15 protein-coding genes and 2 pseudogenes are annotated in these 20,708 nt (G+C 62.8%); 11 read left to right on the forward strand and 6 right to left on the reverse strand.

The window, feature by feature from the left end; all coding sequences use genetic code 11:
* Positions 1–160: 160 nt before the first annotated feature.
* Entirely contained in the window at positions 161–514 is a 354-nt protein-coding gene (locus tag PspTeo4_RS21995) for a YkgJ family cysteine cluster protein (protein WP_322365969.1), read from the forward strand.
* A gap of 2 nt (positions 515–516) precedes the next feature.
* On the opposite strand, the gene dadR is transcribed toward PspTeo4_RS21995, so the two are convergent.
* Positions 517–1,005 (reverse strand): transcriptional regulator DadR, encoded by a 489-nt coding sequence (gene dadR, locus PspTeo4_RS22000; RefSeq protein WP_003258963.1) that lies wholly within the window; start codon positions 1,003–1,005, stop codon positions 517–519.
* A 155-nt stretch (positions 1,006–1,160) separates the two neighbouring features.
* Between dadR and dadA the strand changes: the two genes are divergently transcribed.
* From dadA to PspTeo4_RS22025, 5 genes are all read left to right on the forward strand, one after another.
* Positions 1,161–2,465: a D-amino acid dehydrogenase gene (gene dadA, locus PspTeo4_RS22005; protein ID WP_322365970.1), complete on the forward strand. Its 1,305-nt coding sequence runs from the start codon at positions 1,161–1,163 to the stop codon at positions 2,463–2,465.
* Positions 2,466–2,612: 147 nt separating this feature from the next.
* Complete coding sequence (gene alr / locus PspTeo4_RS22010) at positions 2,613–3,686, forward strand: alanine racemase (protein WP_322365971.1); 1,074 nt, start codon at positions 2,613–2,615, stop codon at positions 3,684–3,686.
* A 110-nt stretch (positions 3,687–3,796) separates the two neighbouring features.
* Entirely contained in the window at positions 3,797–4,345 is a 549-nt protein-coding gene (locus PspTeo4_RS22015; protein WP_322365972.1) for a cupin domain-containing protein, read from the forward strand.
* 153 nt (positions 4,346–4,498) lie between these two features.
* Positions 4,499–4,903: a c-type cytochrome gene (locus PspTeo4_RS22020; protein ID WP_322366914.1), complete on the forward strand. Its 405-nt coding sequence runs from the start codon at positions 4,499–4,501 to the stop codon at positions 4,901–4,903.
* Between the two features lie 223 nt (positions 4,904–5,126).
* Entirely contained in the window at positions 5,127–6,986 is a 1,860-nt protein-coding gene (locus tag PspTeo4_RS22025; RefSeq protein ID WP_322365973.1) for an acetyl-CoA hydrolase/transferase C-terminal domain-containing protein, read from the forward strand.
* A 112-nt stretch (positions 6,987–7,098) separates the two neighbouring features.
* Here PspTeo4_RS22025 and PspTeo4_RS22030 read toward each other — a convergent pair whose 3' ends face one another.
* Both PspTeo4_RS22030 and rep read right to left on the reverse strand, forming a co-directional pair.
* Positions 7,099–7,671, reverse strand: a complete 573-nt coding sequence (locus PspTeo4_RS22030) for a xanthine phosphoribosyltransferase (RefSeq protein WP_322365974.1) — start codon at positions 7,669–7,671, stop codon at positions 7,099–7,101.
* A 64-nt stretch (positions 7,672–7,735) separates the two neighbouring features.
* Positions 7,736–9,745: a DNA helicase Rep gene (rep, locus tag PspTeo4_RS22035; protein WP_322365975.1), complete on the reverse strand. Its 2,010-nt coding sequence runs from the start codon at positions 9,743–9,745 to the stop codon at positions 7,736–7,738.
* A gap of 297 nt (positions 9,746–10,042) precedes the next feature.
* On the opposite strand from rep, the gene PspTeo4_RS22040 reads away from it, so the two are divergent.
* Positions 10,043–11,710 (forward strand): bifunctional diguanylate cyclase/phosphodiesterase, encoded by a 1,668-nt coding sequence (locus PspTeo4_RS22040; protein ID WP_322365976.1) that lies wholly within the window; start codon positions 10,043–10,045, stop codon positions 11,708–11,710.
* 102 nt (positions 11,711–11,812) lie between these two features.
* Here the strand turns inward: PspTeo4_RS22040 and PspTeo4_RS22045 are convergent, their stop codons facing one another.
* Positions 11,813–13,201 carry a NorM family multidrug efflux MATE transporter gene (locus PspTeo4_RS22045; RefSeq protein WP_322365977.1) on the reverse strand — a complete coding sequence of 463 codons (1,389 nt, stop codon included), beginning with the start codon at positions 13,199–13,201 and terminating at the stop codon, positions 11,813–11,815.
* A gap of 156 nt (positions 13,202–13,357) precedes the next feature.
* Between PspTeo4_RS22045 and PspTeo4_RS22050 the strand changes: the two are divergent.
* The 3 genes and pseudogenes from PspTeo4_RS22050 to PspTeo4_RS30055 form a co-directional block, all read left to right on the forward strand.
* Positions 13,358–14,281 (forward strand): annotated as a pseudogene (locus PspTeo4_RS22050) (LysR substrate-binding domain-containing protein); the annotation flags it as partial.
* A 180-nt stretch (positions 14,282–14,461) separates the two neighbouring features.
* A pseudogene (locus tag PspTeo4_RS30050) lies at positions 14,462–15,505 on the forward strand (Cache 3/Cache 2 fusion domain-containing protein); the annotation flags it as partial.
* Positions 15,506–15,637: 132 nt separating this feature from the next.
* Positions 15,638–16,360: a methyl-accepting chemotaxis protein gene (locus tag PspTeo4_RS30055; protein ID WP_416196990.1), complete on the forward strand. Its 723-nt coding sequence runs from the start codon at positions 15,638–15,640 to the stop codon at positions 16,358–16,360.
* A gap of 113 nt (positions 16,361–16,473) precedes the next feature.
* Here the strand turns inward: PspTeo4_RS30055 and PspTeo4_RS22060 are convergent, their stop codons facing one another.
* Together PspTeo4_RS22060 and PspTeo4_RS22065 are read right to left on the reverse strand one after the other, a co-directional pair.
* On the reverse strand, positions 16,474–17,868 hold the full coding sequence (locus PspTeo4_RS22060) for a VOC family protein (protein ID WP_322365979.1): 1,395 nt from the start codon (positions 17,866–17,868) through the stop codon (positions 16,474–16,476).
* A gap of 176 nt (positions 17,869–18,044) precedes the next feature.
* Complete coding sequence (locus PspTeo4_RS22065; RefSeq protein ID WP_322365980.1) at positions 18,045–18,935, reverse strand: LysR family transcriptional regulator; 891 nt, start codon at positions 18,933–18,935, stop codon at positions 18,045–18,047.
* A gap of 136 nt (positions 18,936–19,071) precedes the next feature.
* Here PspTeo4_RS22065 and PspTeo4_RS22070 point away from each other — a divergent pair, with 136 nt between their 5' ends.
* Positions 19,072–20,562 carry an aldehyde dehydrogenase family protein gene (locus PspTeo4_RS22070; protein WP_322365981.1) on the forward strand — a complete coding sequence of 497 codons (1,491 nt, stop codon included), beginning with the start codon at positions 19,072–19,074 and terminating at the stop codon, positions 20,560–20,562.
* Positions 20,563–20,708: the final 146 nt, after the last annotated feature.

Here is a 20,708-nt window from a genome sequence, read left to right on the forward strand (position 1 = left end):
ATAAGCCGGGGTTTTGCAGTGGGGCAACTGGCCTCATCGCCGGCAAGCCGGCTCCCATAGGATCAACACTGCTCCTGAGATGAGTGGGTTACCTGTGGGGGCCGGCTTGCCGGCGATTGGCCCTATAATTCAACGTCTACCTTCAATTCTGTATTCCGCCATGTCCTGTAACCGCCACAAGATCCACTTCCTGCGAGAGCTGATCCCGTCGTTCGAGTGCGAGCCCGGCTGCCACGATTGCTGCGGCCCGGTCACCACCTCGGCCGAGGAGATGGCCCGCTTGCCGCGCAAGTCCCAGGCCGAGCAGGACGCGGCGCTTGAGCGGTTGGACTGCGTCCATCTGGGCCCTGAAGGCTGCACGGTGTACGAAGATCGCCCGATGATCTGCCGCCTTTTCGGTACCACCCCACGCATGGCCTGCCCGCGTGGTCGTGGCCCTGAACAGATGATCGAACCCGAGGCCGAGCAGCTCGTTCACCAGTTCATCGCCACCACGCGCCAGGTGCTGGTGTAGCGTCAGTCCGGAATCGGCAGACAGAGGCTCTCTTTCACCTCTTCCATCACGATGTAGCTCTTCGACTCACGCACGTGCGGCAGTTTGAGCAGGATGTCGCCCAGCAGCTTGCGGTACGAGGCCATCTCCGAAATGCGCGCTTTCACCAGGTAGTCGAAGTCGCCGGAAACCAAGTGGCATTCCAGCACATGCGGCAGTTTGAGCACCGCGCGGCGGAATTCCTCGAAGGTGTCGCCAGACTTGTAGTCCAGGCTGATCTCGACGAACACCAGCAGGCTGCCCTTCAGGTGCTGCGGATTGAGCCGTGCGTTGTAGCCCATGATGATGCCCTCGCGCTCCAGGCGGCGTACGCGCTCGGTGCAAGGGGTGGTGGAAAGCCCAACTTTCTCGCCCAGTTCGGTGAAGGAAATTCGCCCGTCATTCTGCAGGATGCGCAGGATGTTGCGGTCGATCTTGTCCAGTTCACGCTTGCTCTGGTGCTGGGTTCTCATAGGGGATGCCCCTCCGTGAAAGGCGATTTTGCCGAGAATTCTCGCCAATAATAGGCTTTTATATAGTGAATTGCACTGGGCCTACCTTCATATACTGCGCGCATCCATGCCATTTCAACAAAAGACTGCGGTGCGCCGCGTGCGAGGAATAAACAATGCGAGTTCTGGTACTTGGTAGCGGTGTGATCGGAACCGCCAGCGCCTACTACCTGGCCCGGCAAGGTTTCGAAGTGACGGTGGTCGACCGCCAACCAGCGGTTGCCATGGAAACCAGCTTCGCAAACGCTGGCCAGATCTCGCCCGGTTATGCCTCGCCCTGGGCCGCTCCTGGCGTGCCGCTGAAAGCGATCAAATGGCTGCTGGAGCGCCATGCTCCGCTCGCCATCAAGCTCACCGGCGACGTTGACCAGTACCTGTGGATGGCGCAGATGCTGCGCAACTGCACCGCCAGCCGTTATGCGGTGAACAAGGAGCGTATGGTGCGCCTGTCCGAGTACAGCCGCGACTGCCTCGACGAGCTGCGCGCTGAAACTGGCATCGCCTATGAAAGTCGTACCCTGGGCACCACCCAGCTGTTCCGCACCCAGGCTCAGGTGGACGCCGCAGCCAAGGACATTGCTGTTCTCGAACAGTCCGGCGTGCCTTACGAACTGCTCGACCGCGACGGTATCGCCCGCGTCGAACCGGCCTTGGCGGGTGTGAAAGACATCCTGGCCGGCGCCCTGCGTCTGCCCAACGACCAGACCGGCGACTGCCAACTGTTCACCACCAAGCTGGCCGATATGGCCGTGAAGCTGGGCGTTGAGTTCCGCTTCGGTCAGGACATCCAGCGTCTGGACTTCGCGGGTGATCGCATCAATGGCGTATGGATCGATGGCAAGCTGGAAACCGCCGACCGCTATGTGCTGGCCCTGGGCAGCTACTCGCCGCAGATGCTCAAGCCGCTGGGTATCAAGGCCCCGGTGTATCCGCTCAAGGGTTACTCGCTGACCGTGCCGATCACCAACGCCGACATGGCGCCGACCTCGACCATTCTCGACGAGACTTACAAGGTCGCCATTACCCGTTTCGACAACCGTATCCGTGTCGGCGGCATGGCTGAAATCGCCGGCTTTGACCTGTCGCTGAACCCGCGTCGACGCGAAACGCTGGAGATGATCGTCAACGACCTTTATCCTCGCGGCGGCGACCTGAGCCAGGCCAGTTTCTGGACCGGCCTGCGCCCAGCCACCCCGGACGGTACGCCGATCGTGGGTGCGACTTCGTTCCGTAACCTGTTCCTGAACACCGGTCACGGTACCTTGGGCTGGACCATGGCGTGTGGCTCTGGTCGCCTGCTGGCAGACCTGATTGCGCGCAAAAAGCCACAGATCAGCGCCGAAGGCCTGGATATCTCCCGTTATGGCAACAGCCGGGAAGTGGCCAAGCACGGGCAGACCGCGCCGGTCCACCAGCAGTAAGGATCGCTTGATCCGGCCTTATCGCCGGCAAGCCGGCTCCCACAGGATCAGCGCAGTGCTCTGGTCCTGTGGAGTGCTTGTGGGAGCCGGCTTGCCGGCGATTAATCCAACACCGATTTCAACCTGAACCACCATAAGGCTGCCGCCATGCGTCCCGCCCGTGCCCTGATTGACCTCCAAGCCCTGCGCCACAACTACCGACTGGCCCGTGAACTCACCGGTGCCAAGGCTCTCGCCGTGATCAAGGCCGACGCCTACGGCCATGGCGCCGTGCGCTGTGCCTTGGCGTTGGAACCTGAAGCCGATGGTTTTGCCGTAGCCTGCATCGAAGAGGCGCTGGAGTTGCGAGCCGCAGGTATCAAGGCACCCGTGCTACTGCTCGAAGGCTTCTTCGAAGCCAGCGAGCTGGCGCTGATTACTGAGCATGACCTGTGGTGCGTAGTGCATTCGCTGTGGCAGCTCGAGGCGATCGAAAAGACCCAGGTGAGCAAGCCCCTGACCCTCTGGCTCAAACTCGACAGCGGCATGCACCGTGTCGGCCTGCACCCCAAGGATTACCAAGAGGCCTACCAGCGGCTGCTGGCCAGCGGCAAGGTCTCGCGCATCGTGCTGATGAGCCACTTCGCCCGCGCCGATGAGCTGGATGCCGACGCCACCGCCGAGCAGATCGCCGTGTTCGAGGCTGCCCGCCAAGGCCTGGCTGCCGAGTGCAGTCTGCGCAACTCCCCGGGCGTGCTGGCTTGGCCGCAGGCCCCGAGCGACTGGGTACGCCCTGGCATCATGCTGTACGGCGCCACCCCTTTCGAGGTGGACCAGGCCGAGGCTGCGCGCTTGCAGCCAGTGATGACCCTGCAATCGCGCATCATCAGCGTACGCGAATTGCCGGCCGGCGAGCCGGTGGGTTACGGCGCCAAGTTCATCAGCCCAAGGCCAACCCGCGTCGGTGTAGTCGCCATGGGCTATGCCGACGGCTACCCGCGCCAGGCACCCACCGGTACGCCGGTGATGGTCGCCGGCAAGCTCACCCAGCTGATTGGCCGGGTGTCGATGGACATGCTCTGTGTCGACCTCACTGACGTGCCTGAAGCCACTATCGGCAGCCCGGTCGAGCTTTGGGGCAAGCAGGTGTTGGCCAGCGATGTGGCCATGCACGCAGGTACCATTCCGTACCAGATCTTCTGCAACCTCAAGCGCGTGCCGCTGGACTATTGCGGCGAATAAGGCGCCGAAGCGGACAGGATGATGGGCGGTGTGTTGTAAATACTGAACGGCATTGCCATGATATCGTTCACATCACCCCCCCATCTCTACCGTTTCAGGAGGCTCCAGCTTTGGACGTCGGCGAACGACTGCAAGCCATCCGCAAGCTCAAGGGCCTGTCCCAGCGTGAACTCGCCAAGCGTGCGGGTGTGACCAACAGCACCATCTCGATGATCGAGAAGAACAGCGTGAGCCCGTCGATCAGCTCGCTGCGCAAGGTGCTCAGTGGCATCCCGATGTCCATGGTCGAGTTCTTCTCGGTCGAGCTGGAACCTGAAAGCCCCTCCCAGATCGTCTACAAGGCCCACGAGTTGATCGACATCTCGGACGGTGCGGTGACCATGAAGTTGGTAGGCAAGTCGCACCCCAACCGTGCAATCGCCTTCCTCAACGAGGTCTATCCGCCAGGTGCCGACACCGGCGAAGAGATGCTCACCCATGATGGCGAAGAGACCGGCATCCTGCTGGAAGGGCGTCTGGAGCTGGTGGTGGGGAACGAGACCTTCATCCTCGAAGTAGGCGACAGCTACTACTTCGAAAGCACGCGCCCGCATCGTTTCCGTAACCCGTTCGAAGAGCCGGCCCGGCTGATCAGCGCGGCTACGCCTTCAAACTTTTGATCCAGCGCAGCGTATTGTTTCGCCAATACCCCTTTCCCCTGTGGGGTCGTTTCACGGGTTCCGGGTTCCCGCTATACTTTTCAACGCTCGCATTTCCGTGGCGCGGGCGTGATTAGCCACCATGAGGGTGTTCGCGTGAACCAAATCAAGAAGATGCTGGCCGTACCAGCCGCCGTACTCGCCCTCTGGGCAATCAACGCAACAGCTGCAACCAACGACGACATCGCCAAGCGCCTGGAGCCGGTAGGCCAGGTGTGCGTCCAAGGCCAGGAGTGCAAGGGCATGGAAGTGGCCGCCGCGGCGGGCGGCGGCGGGGCCAAGACCCCGGACGAAATCATTGCCAAGCACTGCAACGCCTGCCATGGCAGCGGCCTGCTTGGTGCGCCGAAGATTGGCGACACCGCAGCGTGGAAGGAACGTGCCGACCACCAGGGCGGCCTCGATGGCATCCTGGCCAAGGCCATTACCGGTATCAACGCCATGCCGCCGAAAGGTACCTGTGCCGACTGCTCGGATGATGACCTGAAAGGGGCGATCAAGAAGATGTCGGGGTTGTGAGCGACTGCTGATTTTCACAAGGCCCGCCTTCATGGCGGGTTTTGTTTTTGTGTTGGTTGACTTGGCCCAATCGCCGGCAAGCCGGCTCCCACAGGTACTGCGGTGATCTTGAGGTCGGCGCGGTCCTTGTGGGAGCCTTGCCGGCGATGAGGCCGGTACAGGCAACCAACCCGCTCATGCACATGTCCAACCCCTGAATACACGGATGACTCAGGAGGCCCAGATGCACCTCTGCTCCATCGATCAGGCCGTCGAGCAGGTTCTCTCCCGCCTGCCTGCCCACATCCACATGGGCCTACCCCTTGGCCTGGGCAAACCCAACGCCTTCGTCAACGCACTGTACGCGCGGGTCCGCGATCTGCCCGAACGCCGCCTGACGATCTACACCGCGCTCACCCTAGGCCGCCCCCCGCTGGGCGATGGATTGCAACGACGCTTCCTCGAACCCTTCGTCGAACGCGTGTTCGCTGACTACGAAGAACTCACCTACCTTACTGACCTGCGTAACGACAAACTGCCGCCGAACATCCGCGTCGAGCAGTTCTTTATGCAACCCGGCAGCCTGTTGCACAGCGAGACCGCTCAGCAGGACTACATCAGCAGCAACTACAGCCACGCCGCCCGCGACATCAATGCCAAGGGGCTGAACCTGATCGCCCAACTGGTCGCTGCCACACCGGAAAGGCCAGTGCACCTGAGCCTGGCCTGCAACCCCGATATCACCCTCGACCTGCTGCCAATGATCGCCAGGCGCCGCGAGGCCGGCGAAACCATTCTCATGCTCGGCCAAGTGCATGCCGAACTGCCCTATATGCCGGGCGATGCTGAGTTAAACATCGACGACTTCGACCTGCTGATCGACGTGGCGGAGCAACGTCGGCTGTTTTCCACCCCGAACATGCCGGTCACCACCCAGGACCACTGCATTGGTCTGCATGCCAGCTCGCTGGTGCGCGATGGCGGCACCTTGCAGATCGGCATCGGCGCCATGGGCGATGCGGTAACGGCGGCGCTGCTGGCGCGTCAGGGTGACAACGCCGGTTACCGTGCCGTTCTCGACGAACTTGATGTCGGCCCGTGGCAGGCGCTGATCGCACGGGAAAGGGGGCTGGGTGCTTTTGCCCAGGGCCTGTACGGCTGCAGCGAGATGTTCGTCAACGGCCTGCTGGTGCTGGCTGAAGCAGGCTTGCTGCGGCGCCCGGCGGATGAGCAGGGGCCGGTGTTGCATGGTGGCTTTTTTCTCGGCCCCCAGGCGTTCTACCAAAGGCTTGCGGAGATGCCGCTTGAGCAGCGGGCGCGGTTTGCCATGACCCGTATCAGCTACATCAACGAGCTGTACGGGCAGGAAGAACTCAAACGCCGCCAACGCCGTGATGCGCGTTTCATCAACACAGCGTTCGGCATGACCTTGCTTGGCGCCGGGGTGGCCGACCAGCTGGAAGATGGCCGTGTGCTCAGCGGTGTGGGCGGGCAGTACAACTTCGTCGCCCAAGGCCACGCCCTGGAGGGCGGGCGTTCGGTCCTGCTGCTGCGCAGTTGGCGCGAATCTGGCGGCACAGTCAGTTCCAACCTGTTCTGGACCTATGGACACTGCACCATTCCCCGGCATTTGCGCGACATCGTGGTGACCGAGTACGGCATCGCCGACTTGCGCGGGCAGACCGACAGTGAGGTGATTGCGCGGTTGCTGGCAGTGTGCGACTCGCGGTTTCAGGGCGAGTTGATGGAACAGGCCAAGGCGGCGGGCAAGCTGGCGAAGGACTTTCAGTTGGATGCGCGCTTTACCGACAACACGCCTGAGCGTCTGGAGGCAATTCGTTCGCGGCATGCGCGTTTGTTCCCGGAGTATCCGCTGGGGAGTGACTTCACAGCCGAGGAAAAGGACCTGTTGCGGGCGCTGAACTGGTTGAAGAGCAAGTTCAGGCTGAGCGAGGTGTTGGAGCTGGGCAAGGCCGCGCTGGATGCGCCAGGGCCTGAGGGGTATGAAACGCACCTTGAGCGGATGCAGCTGGATGATCCGCAGGGGCTCAAGGAAGAGCTTTATCAGCGACTGTTGCTGGCGGGACTGAAGGCAACCGGCTGAATCCAAAGGGCTACATTGGCACCTGTGGGAGCGGGTTTACCCGCGAAGGCGGCGGTGAGATCACCGTCGTATTCGCGGGTAAACCCGCTCCCACAGGGACAGGCATCAGGCCTTACTCGATGAAGCTGACCACGCCACCTTCCAGCGACTTGACCCGGGCCAGCGACTCAACGCGGTAGCCCTGGCTGTCCAGCTCGGCACGGCCGCCCTGGAACGACTTCTCGATGACGATACCCACGCCGGCCACGGTGGCACCGGCCTGCTTGATGATCGAAATCAGTGCCTGCGAGGCCTTGCCGTTGGCCAGGAAGTCGTCGATCACCAGCACGCGGTCGCTGCTGTTGAGGTGGCGTGGCGAGATGGCCACGGTGTTCTCGGTCTGCTTGGTGAAGGAATACACCGAGGCGGTCAGCAGGTTCTCGGTCAGGGTCAGCGACTGGTGCTTGCGGGCGAAGATTACTGGCACGCCCAGCTTCAGGCCGGCCATCACCGCCGGGGCGATACCCGAGGCTTCGATGGTGACGATCTTGGTCACGCCAGCGTCGGCGAACAGACGGGCGAACTCGTTACCGATCAGCTGCATCAGCGCAGGGTCGATCTGGTGATTGAGAAACGCGTCGACTTTAAGAACCTGGTCGGAAAGCACGATGCCTTCTTCGCGAATCTTCTGATGCAGTGCTTCCACTGTGGTATTCCTCGATGTAGCAAAGGTGGCCGCGGCGATGTGCCGTAGCAAAGTTTAAAGGTGATCAGCGTTTGAGCATGGCCCGTATATCGGCCAGTGCGTTGTTGCCGCGTGCGGCTTTGACTTCCACGGGCGCGTCGTCCAGGCCTTCCCAGGCCAGGTCGTCAGGCGGCAGTTCATCGAGGAACCGGCTTGGCGTGCAGTCGATGATCTCGCCGTACTGCTTGCGTTTGGCGGCGAAGGTGAAGGCCAGGGTCTGGCGTGCGCGGGTGATGCCCACGTAGGCCAGGCGGCGTTCCTCTTCGATGGTATCGGCCTCGATGCTGGAGCGGTGCGGGAGGATTTCCTCCTCCATGCCCATGATGAATACGTAGGGGAACTCCAGGCCCTTGGAGGCGTGCAGGGTCATCATCTGCACACCCTCGGCGTTTTCTTCCTCTTCCTGCTGGCGCTCGAGCATGTCGCGCAGCACCAGCTTGCCGATGGCGTCCTCGATGGTCATGTCACCCTCTTCGTCCTTCTCGAGGGTGTTTTTCAGCGCTTCGACCAGGAACCAGACGTTGCTGATGCGGAATTCCGCCGCCTTGTCGCTGGCGGTCTGCTGGCGGATCCAGTTCTCGTAGTCGATGTCGCGGATCATCTCGTGCAGCGCGGCAATCGGGTCGTCCAGGGCGACCTTGTGGCGTACCCCGTCGAGCCAGTGCTTGAAGCGCTGCAGGCGCTCGGTGTAACGGGCGTCCAAGTGCTCACCCAGGCCCAGCTCCTCGCTGGCGGCGTACATCGAGATGCCGCGCTCGGTGGCGTAGTTGCCGAGCTTTTCCAGGGTGGTCGAGCCGATTTCCCGGCGCGGCACGTTGATCACCCGCAGGTAGGCGTTGTCGTCGTCCGGGTTCACCAGCAGGCGCAGGTAGGCCATCAGGTCCTTGACCTCCTGACGGCCGAAGAAGCTGTTGCCACCCGACAGGCGATACGGCACCTGGTGGTGCTGCAGCTTCAGCTCGATCAACTTGGCCTGGTAGTTGCCACGATAAAGAATGGCGAAATCGCTGTACGGGCGATTGGTGCGCAGGTGCAGGGTGAGGATCTCCATGGCCACGCGTTCGGCCTCGGCTTCCTCGTTCTTGCAGCGGATCACGCGGATCTCGTCGCCCACGCCCATCTCGCTCCACAGTTGTTTCTCGAACGCGTGCGGGTTGTTGGCGATCAGTACGTTGGCGCAGCGCAGGATGCGGCTGGTGGAGCGGTAGTTCTGCTCCAGCATCACCACTTTCAGGGAGGGGTAGTCCTCCTTGAGTAGCATGAGGTTTTCTGGTCGGGCGCCACGCCAGGCGTAGATCGACTGGTCATCGTCGCCCACCACGGTGAACTGGTTGCGCATGCCGATCAGCATCTTCACCAGCAGGTACTGGCTGGCGTTGGTGTCCTGATACTCGTCCACCAGCAGGTAGCGCACGCGGTTCTGCCAGCGTTCGAGCACGTCCGGGTGCTCCTGGAACAGCTTGACCGGCAGCAGGATCAGGTCGTCGAAGTCCACTGCGTTGAACGCCTTGAGCGTGCGCTGGTAGTGGGTATAGACGATGGCGGCGGTCTGTTCGCGGGGGTTGCGTGCCTTTTCCAGGGCTTCGGCGGGCAGGATCAGGTCGTTCTTCCAGGCACCGATCATGTTCTTGATCTCGTCGATGCCGTCGTCGCCGGAATATTCCTTCTGCATGATGTCCGACAGCAACGCCTTGATGTCGGACTCGTCGAAGATCGAGAAACCAGGCTTGTAGCCGAGGCGCTCGTGCTCCTTGCGGATGATGTTCAGGCCCAGGTTGTGGAAGGTGCACACCGTCAGGCCTCGGCCTTCCCCCGGGCGCAGCAGGGTGCCGACCCGCTCCTTCATCTCGCGTGCGGCCTTGTTGGTGAAGGTCATCGCCACGATGTACTGGGCGCGGATGCCACAGTTCTGAATGAGGTGGGCAATCTTGCGCGTGATCACGCTGGTCTTGCCGGAGCCTGCACCGGCGAGCACCAAAAGAGGGCCGCCGACGTAGTCTCGGGCTTCCTGTTGCCGGGGATTGAGTCGGGACATGCTAGAAACCGGGGGTCGCCAGAAAATAGCCGCGCATTCTAACAGGCATGGGGCGGTTGTGGCGCGACCGTCTGACGTCTGAGTCAGACTTTTGTCCGCGCTTACTATTAGTCAGGCTCATGCTAGCCATGGAAAAAATCGGATTTGCTGGTTGGACGAGTTTCGCGCAGGATGCACGTCAAAATGCGTCGGGGAGCACTGCAGGCAAGGATATGTCTAAAAGTGAAAATCATTTTCATTAATGCAGTAGCATAGCCGGCCTCATACGCTTCACTGTCCAAGCCTTAAGGAGCCCGCTTGTCCACGCCTGTCGAACCTTTGCGTTTGCTGTTGTTGGCTGATGAGCCGGAATGGGCTGCCCTGTTACGCGAGTGCATGCTGCCCTTGGGCGGCAGTGCCGTGTTGCTGACCGCACCCAATTGGGAGGCTGTCGATACCCTGTTCAACCAGGACCGCCAAGCGGTGGTTCTGGCCACCCCGGCCTTGCAGCCAGCACCGGGGCGCTGCGAATTGCCCACTATTTTGTTGCTCGACCATGAGCCTGACTCACAGCCCACCGCCGTCAGTGATTGGCTGGTGCGTGACCAACTCAGTGCCGATGCCATCCGCCGTTCGTTGCGTCATGTGCGTGAGCGCGGCGTGCTGGTCGCCACCTTGCAGCGCCTGGCCGAGCAAGACCCGCTCACCGGCATCGCCAACCGCCAGGGCTTCCAGGCCTTGCTGACCGCGCGCTTGGCTGAGAACGAAGGCCGCGGCGTGGCGCTCGGCCACCTGGACCTCGACAACTTCCGCCACGTCAACGATGCCCTTGGCCATCAGAGCGGCGACCGCTTGATCCTGCAGGTGGTTGCCCGCCTGAAGCAGCAACTCGAAGCGGGTGACCAGCTGGCACGCCTGGGCAGCGATGAGTTCGCCTTGCTGATCGACACCCGCCGCGATGCCAACCGTGCGGAGTGGATGGCCGAGCGTATCGTCGAGGCTTTGGCCGAACCGTTCTGGATCGATGGCGAAAGCCTGCTGCTGGGCTGCAGCCTGGGCCTGGCCCATGCCCGCGCTCAGAGTGGTCCAGACCCATTGATGTGGCACGCCCATATCGCCATGCGCCAGGCCAAGGGCAGCCAGGGTTGTACCTTCCATGTGTTCAATGAGCGTATCAACCGCAACGCGCGCAGCCTGGCCGACCTGGAAAGCGAACTGCGCCGCGCACTGCGCCGTGATGAGCTGGAACTGCACTACCAGCCACGGCTTGACCTGGAAGATGGCCGCATCGTCGGCCTGGAAGCCCTGGTGCGTTGGCGTCATGCCGAGCGTGGCCTGCTGCCGCCAAGCGAGTTCGTGCCGCTGGCCGAGCAGAGCGGGCTGATCGTGCCTTTGGGCTACTGGGTGATTTCCCGTGCCCTGCGTGACATGCAGGCCTTGCGTGAACAGGGGCTGGAACCTTTGCACATGGCGGTGAACCTGAGCTTCCGCCAGTTTCAGGACAGTCAGTTGCTGGCGACCCTGAGCCGTTTGATCATCGAACATGGTGTCGATGCCCGCTGGCTGGAGTTCGAGCTCACCGAGACCGCTGTCATGCGTCGCAACGAACTGGTGCGCCAGACCATGGATGCCTTGGCGCGGCTGGGCGTGCGCTTTTCGCTGGATGACTTTGGTACCGGCTTCTCGTCATTCGTCCACCTCAATAGCCTGCCGATCACCTTGCTCAAGGTCGACCGTAGCTTTGTCGCCGAAATGGAGATGCGCGAGGAGAACCGCAAGCTGGTGCACGCCATGATCAACCTGGCGCACAACCTCAACCTCGAAGTGGTGGCCGAGGGGGTCGAGAGTGAAGAGCAGATGCAGTTGCTGCGCGAGTTTGGCTGCGACCAGGTGCAGGGGTTCCTGGTCAGCAAGCCGTTGCCGGTCGGGGAGTTGATCGAGTACCTGCAGCAGGTGCCTGTCAGCGCCTTGGCGCAGGCACTCTAGGGCCCTTTCGCGGGCAAGCCCGCTCCCACAGGTTTTCCACGGTCCTTTTGTTCAGTGGTAGAGACCTGTGGGAGCGGGCTTGCCCGCGAAGAGGCCCTGAAGTCAGGCCGCAACAGTAGCCTCACCACGACCTGCCGTCTTCCCCAGCAACCGCTTCATCCGCCATTCGAAGCCGATGGTCAAAGCCACCGAAGCACACGCCAGCCCCAGGGCCAGCCCCCACCATACGCCTACCGCGCCACCACCAAGGTTGAAGGTGAGCAGCCAGGCAGCCGGCGCCCCGACCAACCAATAACAGCACAGGCCAATCAGGAAGGTGGTCTTGGCATCCTTCAACCCTCGGATCGAGCCCATGGCGATGGTTTGCACCCCATCGAACAACTCGAACCAGGCCGCGACCATCAGCAGACTTACCGCCAGGTGGTAGATTGCCGCGAAGGCCGGGTCGTCGCCATCGATGAACAGGCTCACCAGCATTTCCGGGCGCAGCCAGAACAGCGCGGCAAAGGCGAACATGATCATCGCCCCGAAACCGATGCCCACGCGCCCGGCGCTGCGTGCCGCCAGCAGGTTGCCGGCCCCGTAGTAAAGCCCCACGCGCATGGTCACGGCATAGGAAAGGCCCGTAGGCACCATGAACGCGGTGGACACGATTTGCAGGGCGATCTGGTGGGCCGCCAGCTCCGTGCTGCCGAGCACGCCCATGCACAGCGCGGCGAAGGCGAACAGGCCGACCTCCACCATGTAGGTGCCGCCAATCGGCAGGCCCAGCCGCCACAGTTCGCGCAGCGCGGGCAGGGAAGGGCGCGACAGGCCCTTGCGCAGCGGGTAGGCGTCGTAGGCCGGATGCCAGTGGATGTACAGCGCCAGGGCGATGGCCATGCCCATCGAGACCACGGCGGTCACCATGCCGATACCCATCAGGCCCAGCTTGGGCAGGCCGAACATGCCCTCGATCAGCGCGACGTTGAACAGGTAGTTGAGCACTGTGCCTACAAGGCTGATGACCATCACTGGCGTCGAACGACCCAGGGCGCTGGTGAAACCACGCAAGGCCATGAACGTGAGGTAGCCAGGCAGGGCCAGGGGCAACAGGGTCAGGAATTCGGTCGCAGAGGCGACGTTCTCCGGCTTCTGGCCGAACAGCAGCAACACCGGCTCGAGGTTCCACAGTGCCAGCGCCGCCACCAACGCCAGGCCCCATGCCAACCACAGGCCATTCTGTGCCAGGCGGGTTGCGCCCTCGATGTCATTGGCACCTTTGCGAATCGCCACCAAGGTGCCGACCGCCGCGATCACGCCCAGGCAGAAAATCGACACGAACGAATAACTCGCCGCACCCAGGCCGCCACCGGCCAGGGCCTGCGGGCTGATGCGGGCCATCATCAGGGTGTCGGTCAACACCATCAGCATGTGCGCCAACTGCGAGGCGATCAGCGGCCCGGCCAGGCGCAGCAAAGCCTTGAGTTCGGTAGTGGGCGCTACATGCATGGTTGATGTCCTTGTTCCGGATCCTGTGAGCGAGGCGACGATTCTGAGGCTTTGGTCAGCTTTCCACAAAAGGATAAAAGCGATGGTTGGCATGAGTTGAACTCATGCATATATGATTCTGTGCATCCTTTTCCAACGCCCTCTGCCAGGTGCCCCATGTCCCGTCAGCTGCCGCCGCTTTATGCATTGCGCGCATTCGAAGCCGCCGCCCGGCTGAGTTCCTTCACCCGCGCCGGTGAAGAACTTTCGATCACCCAGAGTGCGGTCAGCCGCCACATCCGCACCTTGGAGGAACATTTCGCCTGCCGACTGTTCGTGCGCAGCGGTCGCAGCCTGCAGCTGACCGAGGCCGCCCGGGTACTGCTGCCGGGCGTCCGCGAAGGCTTCGCCGCGCTGGAGCGGGCTTGCGACACCTTGCGCGGTGAGGATGACATCCTGCGCATGAAGGCCCCTTCGACCCTGACCATGCGTTGGCTGCTGGCGCGCCTGAGCCGCTTCCGTCATCTGCAGCCGGGCAACGAAGTGCAGCTGACCAGTGCCTGGATGGATGTGGACCATGTGGACTTCAACCAGGAACCGTTCGACTGCGCGGTGCTGCTCAGTGACGGCGTGTTCCCGTCGGACTGGGAAGTGCGCCGGTTGTTCTCCGAGTTGCTGATTCCGGTGGGGGCGCCGGACCTGCTCAAGGATGGCCCTTGGGACGAGCGCCGGCTGGCGGGTATCGAGCTGCTGCACCCGACGCCGGACAAGCGTGACTGGCGGGCCTGGCTGGAGCGCATGGGGCTTGCTGAAAAGGTCTCGCTCAAGGGCGGCCAGGTGTTCGACACACTGGAGCTGGGCATGATCGCGGCTGCCCGGGGTTATGGGATATCCATGGGTGACCTGCTGATGGTGGCGGAGGACGTGGCCCAAGGGCGCCTGAGCCTGCCGTGGCCTACGGCGGTTCCCAGTGGCATGGATTACTACCTGGTATGGCCGCGCACCCGGCCGGGCGGGGAGCGGTTGCGGCGGTTGAGCGTATTTCTGCAGGAAGAGGCGGCGGCGGTGAGTTTGCCGGATGTGCAGATTTTGCCGGCGATAGGGCCCCAACTGACGAAAAAAGAAAACGTTTGCGAATACCCAGGTCCGACACTCAAGTATTCCCCTGCGACGCCGATGTCATGGCACCAGCGTCCCGGTAGAGGATGCGGTACCCGTCGATAACCCGCAGGCGGTCAGCGCGATCAGGATGATCCCGGCCTCTTGCCAGGAGCTTCCCTCATGTCTCAACCGCGTGCCCGCATTGCCTCGCAGCTTGGTATCGCCCTCGCCATTGTGCTGGCGCTGGTCATCACCGGCAGTACCTTGTTCGCCCTGCGCTCGCTTGACGATGCCAACCTCGCCACCCGCCAGCAACACCTGGCCAGTGAGGCCCGACTGTTGGCCGACCAGCTCGAAACCTTCCACAGCTCGCTCAAGGACAATACCCAACGCCTGAGCGGCCTGTTCGAGCGGCGCTTTGCCTCGGGTCTGTCAGTGCATGCCGGTGAGTCCGTGAACGTGGCAGGCCAGGCAACGCCTGCCTTGTACCTGGGCGAGCACCTGCTGAACAACGACTTCCAGCAGGTCGATGAATTCCAGCGGATGACTGCGGGTGTCGCGACCCTGTTCGTGCGCAGTGGTGACGACTTCGTACGCATCAGCACCTCGCTGACCAAGCAGGACGGCAGCCGCGCCATCGGTACCCAGCTCGACCGCCAGCACCCGGCTTATGGGAAGTTGATGGCGGGGCAGACCTATGTCGGGCGTGCCGTGCTGTTCGAACGCAACTACATGACCCGCTATGTGCCGGTGAGCGATGGCAGTGGCCGGGTGATTGCCGTGCTGTTCGTCGGCTTCGACTACACCGACGCGCAGAATGCCCAGTTCGCCAATCTCAAGCGGTTCCGCATTGGTGAAACCGGTTCGCTGGCCCTGCGCGATGAGCAGGGCAAATGGCTGGTGCCGCCGGCCAATGCAGAGCAGCCGCTGTTCAGCGTTACCGCACCGTTCGCCGAAGGCCCATGGACCGTGGTCGCGAGCATGCCGGAAGCGGAAATTCGCGAGGTGACCTGGAGTGTTGGCTTGCGCCTGGCCATCGGCAGCCTGCTGGCCATGCTGCTGGCGGTGGCGGCAACACTGTGGTTGCTGCGGCGCAAACTGCGTCCACTTGATGACCTGGTACTGCAGGCCGAAGCCCTTGGTGCGGGCGACCTCAATGCCCGCCTGAACGTCACCAGTCATGACGAAATCGGCCAGCTGGCACGCAGCTTCAACAAGATGGGCGAGGCCCTGTCGACCATGGTCGAGCACATTCGCGGTGCGTCCGAGCAGGTCAGTGGCCGGGCTCGCTCGCTGGCCGGGTTGTCGGCCGGAGCTTGCGAAGGCATGGAACAGCAGTCTGGCGAGATCACCAGCATGGCCGGCGCGGTGGAGGAGTTCAGCGCCACGTCGATGAACATTGCCGACAACATGGCGGGCACCGAGCGCATGGCCCGCGACAATGCCCAGCAAACCCGCATCGGCCGTAATGCCATGGACCAGGCTTCAAGCTCGCTGCGCCAGATCGCCGAGGCGCTGGGTGGCACGGCCACGGTGATGGACACCTTGGGCGCTCGTTCCCAGGAAATCGGCGGAATCGTCGGGGTGATCACCGCGATTGCCGAGCAGACCAACCTGCTGGCGCTCAACGCTGCCATTGAAGCGGCGCGTGCAGGCGAGCAGGGCCGTGGCTTTGCCGTGGTGGCCGATGAAGTGCGTGGGCTGGCTGCCCGTACGCGCCAGGCGACGGACGAAATTTCCGGCATGATCGCCAGCATTCAGCAACAGACCGGGCATGCCATCAGCACCCTGGAGCAGGGTAACCAGTTGATGCAGGAAGGGCTGGAGCGTAACGACAAGGTAGCCGAGGCGCTGGCACGCATCGATGAGCAGAGCCGCGTTGCGGGTGAGCAATTTGCCGTGATCAGCACCGCGACGCACGAGCAGAGCAGCACTGCGACGGTGCTCAGCCGTAACTTGCAGAGCATCGCCCAGGCCAACAGTGAGCAGCGTGATGTGGCCAATGAGCTGGCGTTTACCGCCCGCGAACTGGAAGGGCTGGCGGCGCAGTTGAGGCAGGAAGTGGATCGGTTTCGTTAGTGAAGCTTGGGGCTGCCTTGCAGCCCATCGCAGGCTTCGCCAGCTCCTACATCGACCGAGGCCATCTTGAGATCGTGTAGGAGCCGGCTTGCCGGCGATTGCTGGCTGGAGCCTTACATCGACCCGAGGTTCAATGCCTGCGCACACGCCTGCAGCGAGCGCCGCTCACTCTGGGCATACAACGCCAGTTCATCTTGCACCTTCAGCCCCAGCGCAGCCTCGAAGGCATCGCGGTTGGCATTGCTGCCGTATTCGGCCTGGGCATCGTCACCCAGGTTGGACTGGAAGATGCCCGCCGCGCTCACTGGCAGGAAGTCTTCATACACCAACGCCTCGAAGTGCACGTGGCCGGCCTCGATCAGGCCTTCCAGCGTGGTCGGGCGATTGTCCTGGTCCCGTGCGGCCAGCCCCTTCTCGGTGGCGAAGTAACGGAAGTACGCCAGACCTTGTTCACGCATCTGTGCCAGGTCGTCCGGGAACGCGGCAAATTGCTCCTTGAGCAACGCCATGTAGCGCTCGGCGTTGGCCTCGGCCGGGACACCGCCCAGGGCTGCACGGGTCGCGTCGAGCAGCGTGTCGTAAAGCTGGCGACCTTTAGGCGTCAGCGCCGCACCACGTTGTTCGATTTCGCCGAAACGTGCGGTATGGCTGCCTTCGCTGCCTTGCTGGTCACTGAACGCAACCTTCTCTTGCAGGGCCTTGAAGCTGGTCTGACGCAGCAGGATCGGGTGGCGACGGGTGGGCGGGCCTTCGACCACGGCCTTCGGCGGGATGCCCTTGGCGGGCATGCCGACCTGAATCGCGTCGATATCCAGCGTACGTGGCGTCAGGTGGTTGATGTGCGGGCCCTTGAAGGCCACCACATCGGCAATCAGGCGGTGCTGATCGTGCAGTTGCTGGTATTGCTGGGCGGTGACCGTGGCGTCGTGGTGCCAACGGAAAGTATGCAGGGCCTCCTGCACGAAGGCCTTGGCGTCGGCCGCGTTCAAGCCGCCGTCACGCTCGCACTGGGCGATCAGCTCAAGGACCCGTGCAGTGAAGATCTTGCGCTTGGCGAGGATGCCCTGAGCCAGCTCGCGTAGCTGCGGGTTGTCGATCAGTTCCAGGCGCAGCAGCGAGGTGAACACGCGGAACGGGCTGACATGCAGGGACTGTTCGTGCACGGCGCGGAACGCCGTGGAGTGTACCGGCACGCCTGCAGAGCTGAGGTCGTAATAGCCGACCGGCTCCATGCCCATGACGGCGAACAGCTTGGCGATGGTTGCCAGTTCTTCAGCAGTGCCCACGCGGATCGCGCCATGGCGCTCGTGGTCCAGGCGCTCGATCTCGCCGGTCCAGCGCAGGGCTTCGGCCACCGCGGGTTGCTGGGCCATGACCTGCTGGTTGATTTCGCTCACCAGCTCCAGCAGCGTGCCGTACAGCGGCACTTCCTGTTTGTACATGAGCGACATGGCGGCAGAGAACTGCGCACGGATGCTGTCGGGGCTGACGAAATCGTGGGCGGGCATCGCAAGCTTCCTGGTTGGGTTCGGACGCTTACATGAAAGCTGGGAATGCACTTGGGCCACAAGCGAAAAAAAGTGGGTGTGTCATTCCAATTATGATCGACCTCGCTGGCCTTTTCGCGGGTAAACCCGCTCCCACAGGAGTACCTGTGGGAGCGGGTTTACCCGCGAAGAGGCCCTCAAGCCGTTAGCTGCTCGCGAATCCACTCCACCAACGCCCGCACCTTCGGCACCTCTGCGGCATGCTCGGCATACGCCAGGTAATGTGCTCCCGCACTGCGCATCGCATGATTCCACGGAATGACCAGGCTCCCCTCGGCCAATTCCTTGGCGGCCAGGTACTTCGGCACCAGCGCCACCCCACACCCAGCCTGCGCCGCACTCAACGCCATGTAGAACGTATCGAAGCGCGGCCCGTGGTACGCGCTGACGCTGTGCAAGCCAAGCTCCAGGAACCACTCGTGCCAAGCCTCCGGCCGTGATGTGCTCTGTAACAGCACCAGCTCTGCCAGCTCACCTGCATCTGCCAGCGTGCGCCCTGCCAGCAGCTCGGGCGCGCACACCGGCACCACTTCTTCACCGAACAACTCAACGCAGGTGGCGCCCGGCCAGGTGCCTTGGCCATAGAAGAACACCACATCGGCCGAGCCTTGCAACAGGGCAAACGGCTCCATCTCGTTGCGGATGTCCAGATGGATGTTCGCGTGGCGTTTGCCGAAGCCCTTCAGGTGCGGGATCAGCCAGCGCACGCCAAAACTCGGCTGAGTGGCTACCTTCAATATCTCGGTCTGCTCGCCATAGGTCAGGACATAGCGGCTCGACATGTCCACCTGGGTGAGGATCTTGTTGACCTCGGCCAGGTACAGGCTGCCCGCGGGCGTGAGTTGCAGGCGCCGGCGAATGCGCAGGAACAGGTGATGGCGCAGCATGTCCTCAAGTTGCGCCACTTGCTTGCTGACCGCGCTCTGGGTCAGGTGCAGCTCTTCGGCGGCTCGGGTAAAACTCAGGTGACGGGCTGCGGCTTCGAAGCACTGCAGGGCGGTCATGGAGGGTACCAGGCGTTTTGACATAGCGGTCTCTGCGGCAGAAATCATTACCTGACGGAATGATATGCGGAATAAAGGTCGTTTGTTGCACTGGTGTGATCGGATTAATACTGATCCACATCATTTTTCCACCCCATCACCCGATGTAGGAGAAGCACAAATGGTTGCTGGATTGCTCGAGCGCCTTGGCGTTGCCGCCGAGGCTTACACCCAGGGCGACTACCCTGTTCACACGCCGATCGACGGCAGCCAGATCGCCTCGGTGAAACTGCTCGGCAAAGCCGAGACCATCGCTTGCATCGATCAGGCACAAAACGCCTTCGAAGCCTGGCGCAGTGTTCCGGCTCCGCGCCGTGGCGAACTGGTGCGTCTGTTCGGTGAAGTGCTGCGTGAGCACAAGGCCGACCTGGGCGAGCTGGTGTCCATCGAGGCGGGCAAGATCACCCAGGAAGGTCTGGGTGAAGTGCAGGAAATGATCGACATCTGCGACTTCGCCGTTGGCCTGTCGCGTCAGCTGTACGGCCTGACCATCGCCTCCGAGCGTCCTGGCCACCACATGCGTGAGTCCTGGCACCCGCTGGGCGTGGTCGGCGTTATCAGCGCCTTCAACTTCCCGGTTGCCGTCTGGGCCTGGAACACCGCCCTGGCCCTGGTGGCCGGTAACTCGGTGGTATGGAAGCCGTCCGAGAAGACCCCACTGACCGCCTTGGCTTGCCAGGCGCTGTTCGAGAAAGCCCTGAACGCCTTCGGCGATGCGCCGGCTGGCCTGTCGCAACTGGTCATCGGTGGCCGTGAGGCTGGTGAAGCCCTGGTCGATGACCCGCGTGTTCCGCTGGTCAGCGCCACCGGCAGCACCCGCATGGGCCGTGAAGTCGGCCCACGTGTGGCGGCTCGTTTCGGCCGCAGCATCCTGGAACTGGGCGGCAACAACGCCATGATCCTGGCCCCGAGCGCCGACCTGGACCTGGCCGTGCGCGGCATCCTGTTCTCCGCCGTCGGCACCGCTGGCCAGCGCTGCACCACCCTGCGCCGCCTGATCGTGCACCGCTCCATCAAGGACGAAGTGGTTGCCCGCGTCAAAGCCGCGTACGGCAAGGTGCGCATCGGCGACCCACGCAAGGACAACTTGGTTGGCCCGCTGATCGACAAGCTGTCGTTCGATGCCATGCAGGGCGCGCTGGCCAAGGCCCGCGACGAAGGTGGCCAGGTGTTCGGCGGCGAGCGTCAGCTGGCTGACCAGTACCCCAACGCCTACTACGTGTCGCCTGCCATCGCCGAGATGCCGGCCCAGAGCGACGTGGTACGCCACGAGACCTTCGCGCCGATCCTCTACGTGCTGGCCTATGACGACTTCGAAGAGGCCCTGCGCCTGAACAACGAAGTGCCACAGGGCCTGTCCTCGTGCATCTTCACCACCGACATTCGTGAAGCTGAGCGCTTCCAGAGCGCGTCGGGCAGCGACTGCGGTATCGCCAACGTCAACATCGGCACCAGCGGCGCGGAAATCGGCGGCGCGTTCGGTGGCGAGAAAGAGACTGGCGGTGGCCGTGAGTCGGGTTCGGATGCCTGGAAAGGCTACATGCGTCGCCAGACCAACACCGTGAACTACTCGCGTGAGCTGCCGCTGGCACAAGGTATCGTGTTCGACTGATGACCGCAGGCGGGGGCTCTGCCCCCGTTTCGCCGGCAAGCCAGCTCCCACAGTGATCGTGCAGGCAACGACGATCCTTGTGGGAGCTGGCTTGCCAGCGATGGGCTGCAAGGCAGCCCCAAACAAGAACAAATTGCTGGAGCCGG

Source organism: Pseudomonas sp. Teo4 (genome assembly GCF_034387475.1).
Classification (GTDB): domain Bacteria; phylum Pseudomonadota; class Gammaproteobacteria; order Pseudomonadales; family Pseudomonadaceae; genus Aquipseudomonas.

Coding starts and splice junctions, on each gene's coding strand:
- PspTeo4_RS22070 (WP_322365981.1), top strand. CDS start 19,072: ATGGTTGCTGGATTGCTCGAGCGCCTTGGCGTTGCCGCCGAGGCTTAC.
- PspTeo4_RS22020 (WP_322366914.1), top strand. CDS start 4,499: ATGCTGGCCGTACCAGCCGCCGTACTCGCCCTCTGGGCAATCAACGCA.
- PspTeo4_RS30055 (WP_416196990.1), top strand. CDS start 15,638: ATGGCCGGCGCGGTGGAGGAGTTCAGCGCCACGTCGATGAACATTGCC.
- PspTeo4_RS21995 (WP_322365969.1), top strand. CDS start 161: ATGTCCTGTAACCGCCACAAGATCCACTTCCTGCGAGAGCTGATCCCG.
- PspTeo4_RS22060 (WP_322365979.1), bottom strand. CDS start 17,868: ATGCCCGCCCACGATTTCGTCAGCCCCGACAGCATCCGTGCGCAGTTC.
- dadR (WP_003258963.1), bottom strand. CDS start 1,005: ATGAGAACCCAGCACCAGAGCAAGCGTGAACTGGACAAGATCGACCGC.
- PspTeo4_RS22065 (WP_322365980.1), bottom strand. CDS start 18,935: ATGTCAAAACGCCTGGTACCCTCCATGACCGCCCTGCAGTGCTTCGAA.
- alr (WP_322365971.1), top strand. CDS start 2,613: ATGCGTCCCGCCCGTGCCCTGATTGACCTCCAAGCCCTGCGCCACAAC.
- PspTeo4_RS22025 (WP_322365973.1), top strand. CDS start 5,127: ATGCACCTCTGCTCCATCGATCAGGCCGTCGAGCAGGTTCTCTCCCGC.
- dadA (WP_322365970.1), top strand. CDS start 1,161: ATGCGAGTTCTGGTACTTGGTAGCGGTGTGATCGGAACCGCCAGCGCC.
- rep (WP_322365975.1), bottom strand. CDS start 9,745: ATGTCCCGACTCAATCCCCGGCAACAGGAAGCCCGAGACTACGTCGGC.
- PspTeo4_RS22045 (WP_322365977.1), bottom strand. CDS start 13,201: ATGCATGTAGCGCCCACTACCGAACTCAAGGCTTTGCTGCGCCTGGCC.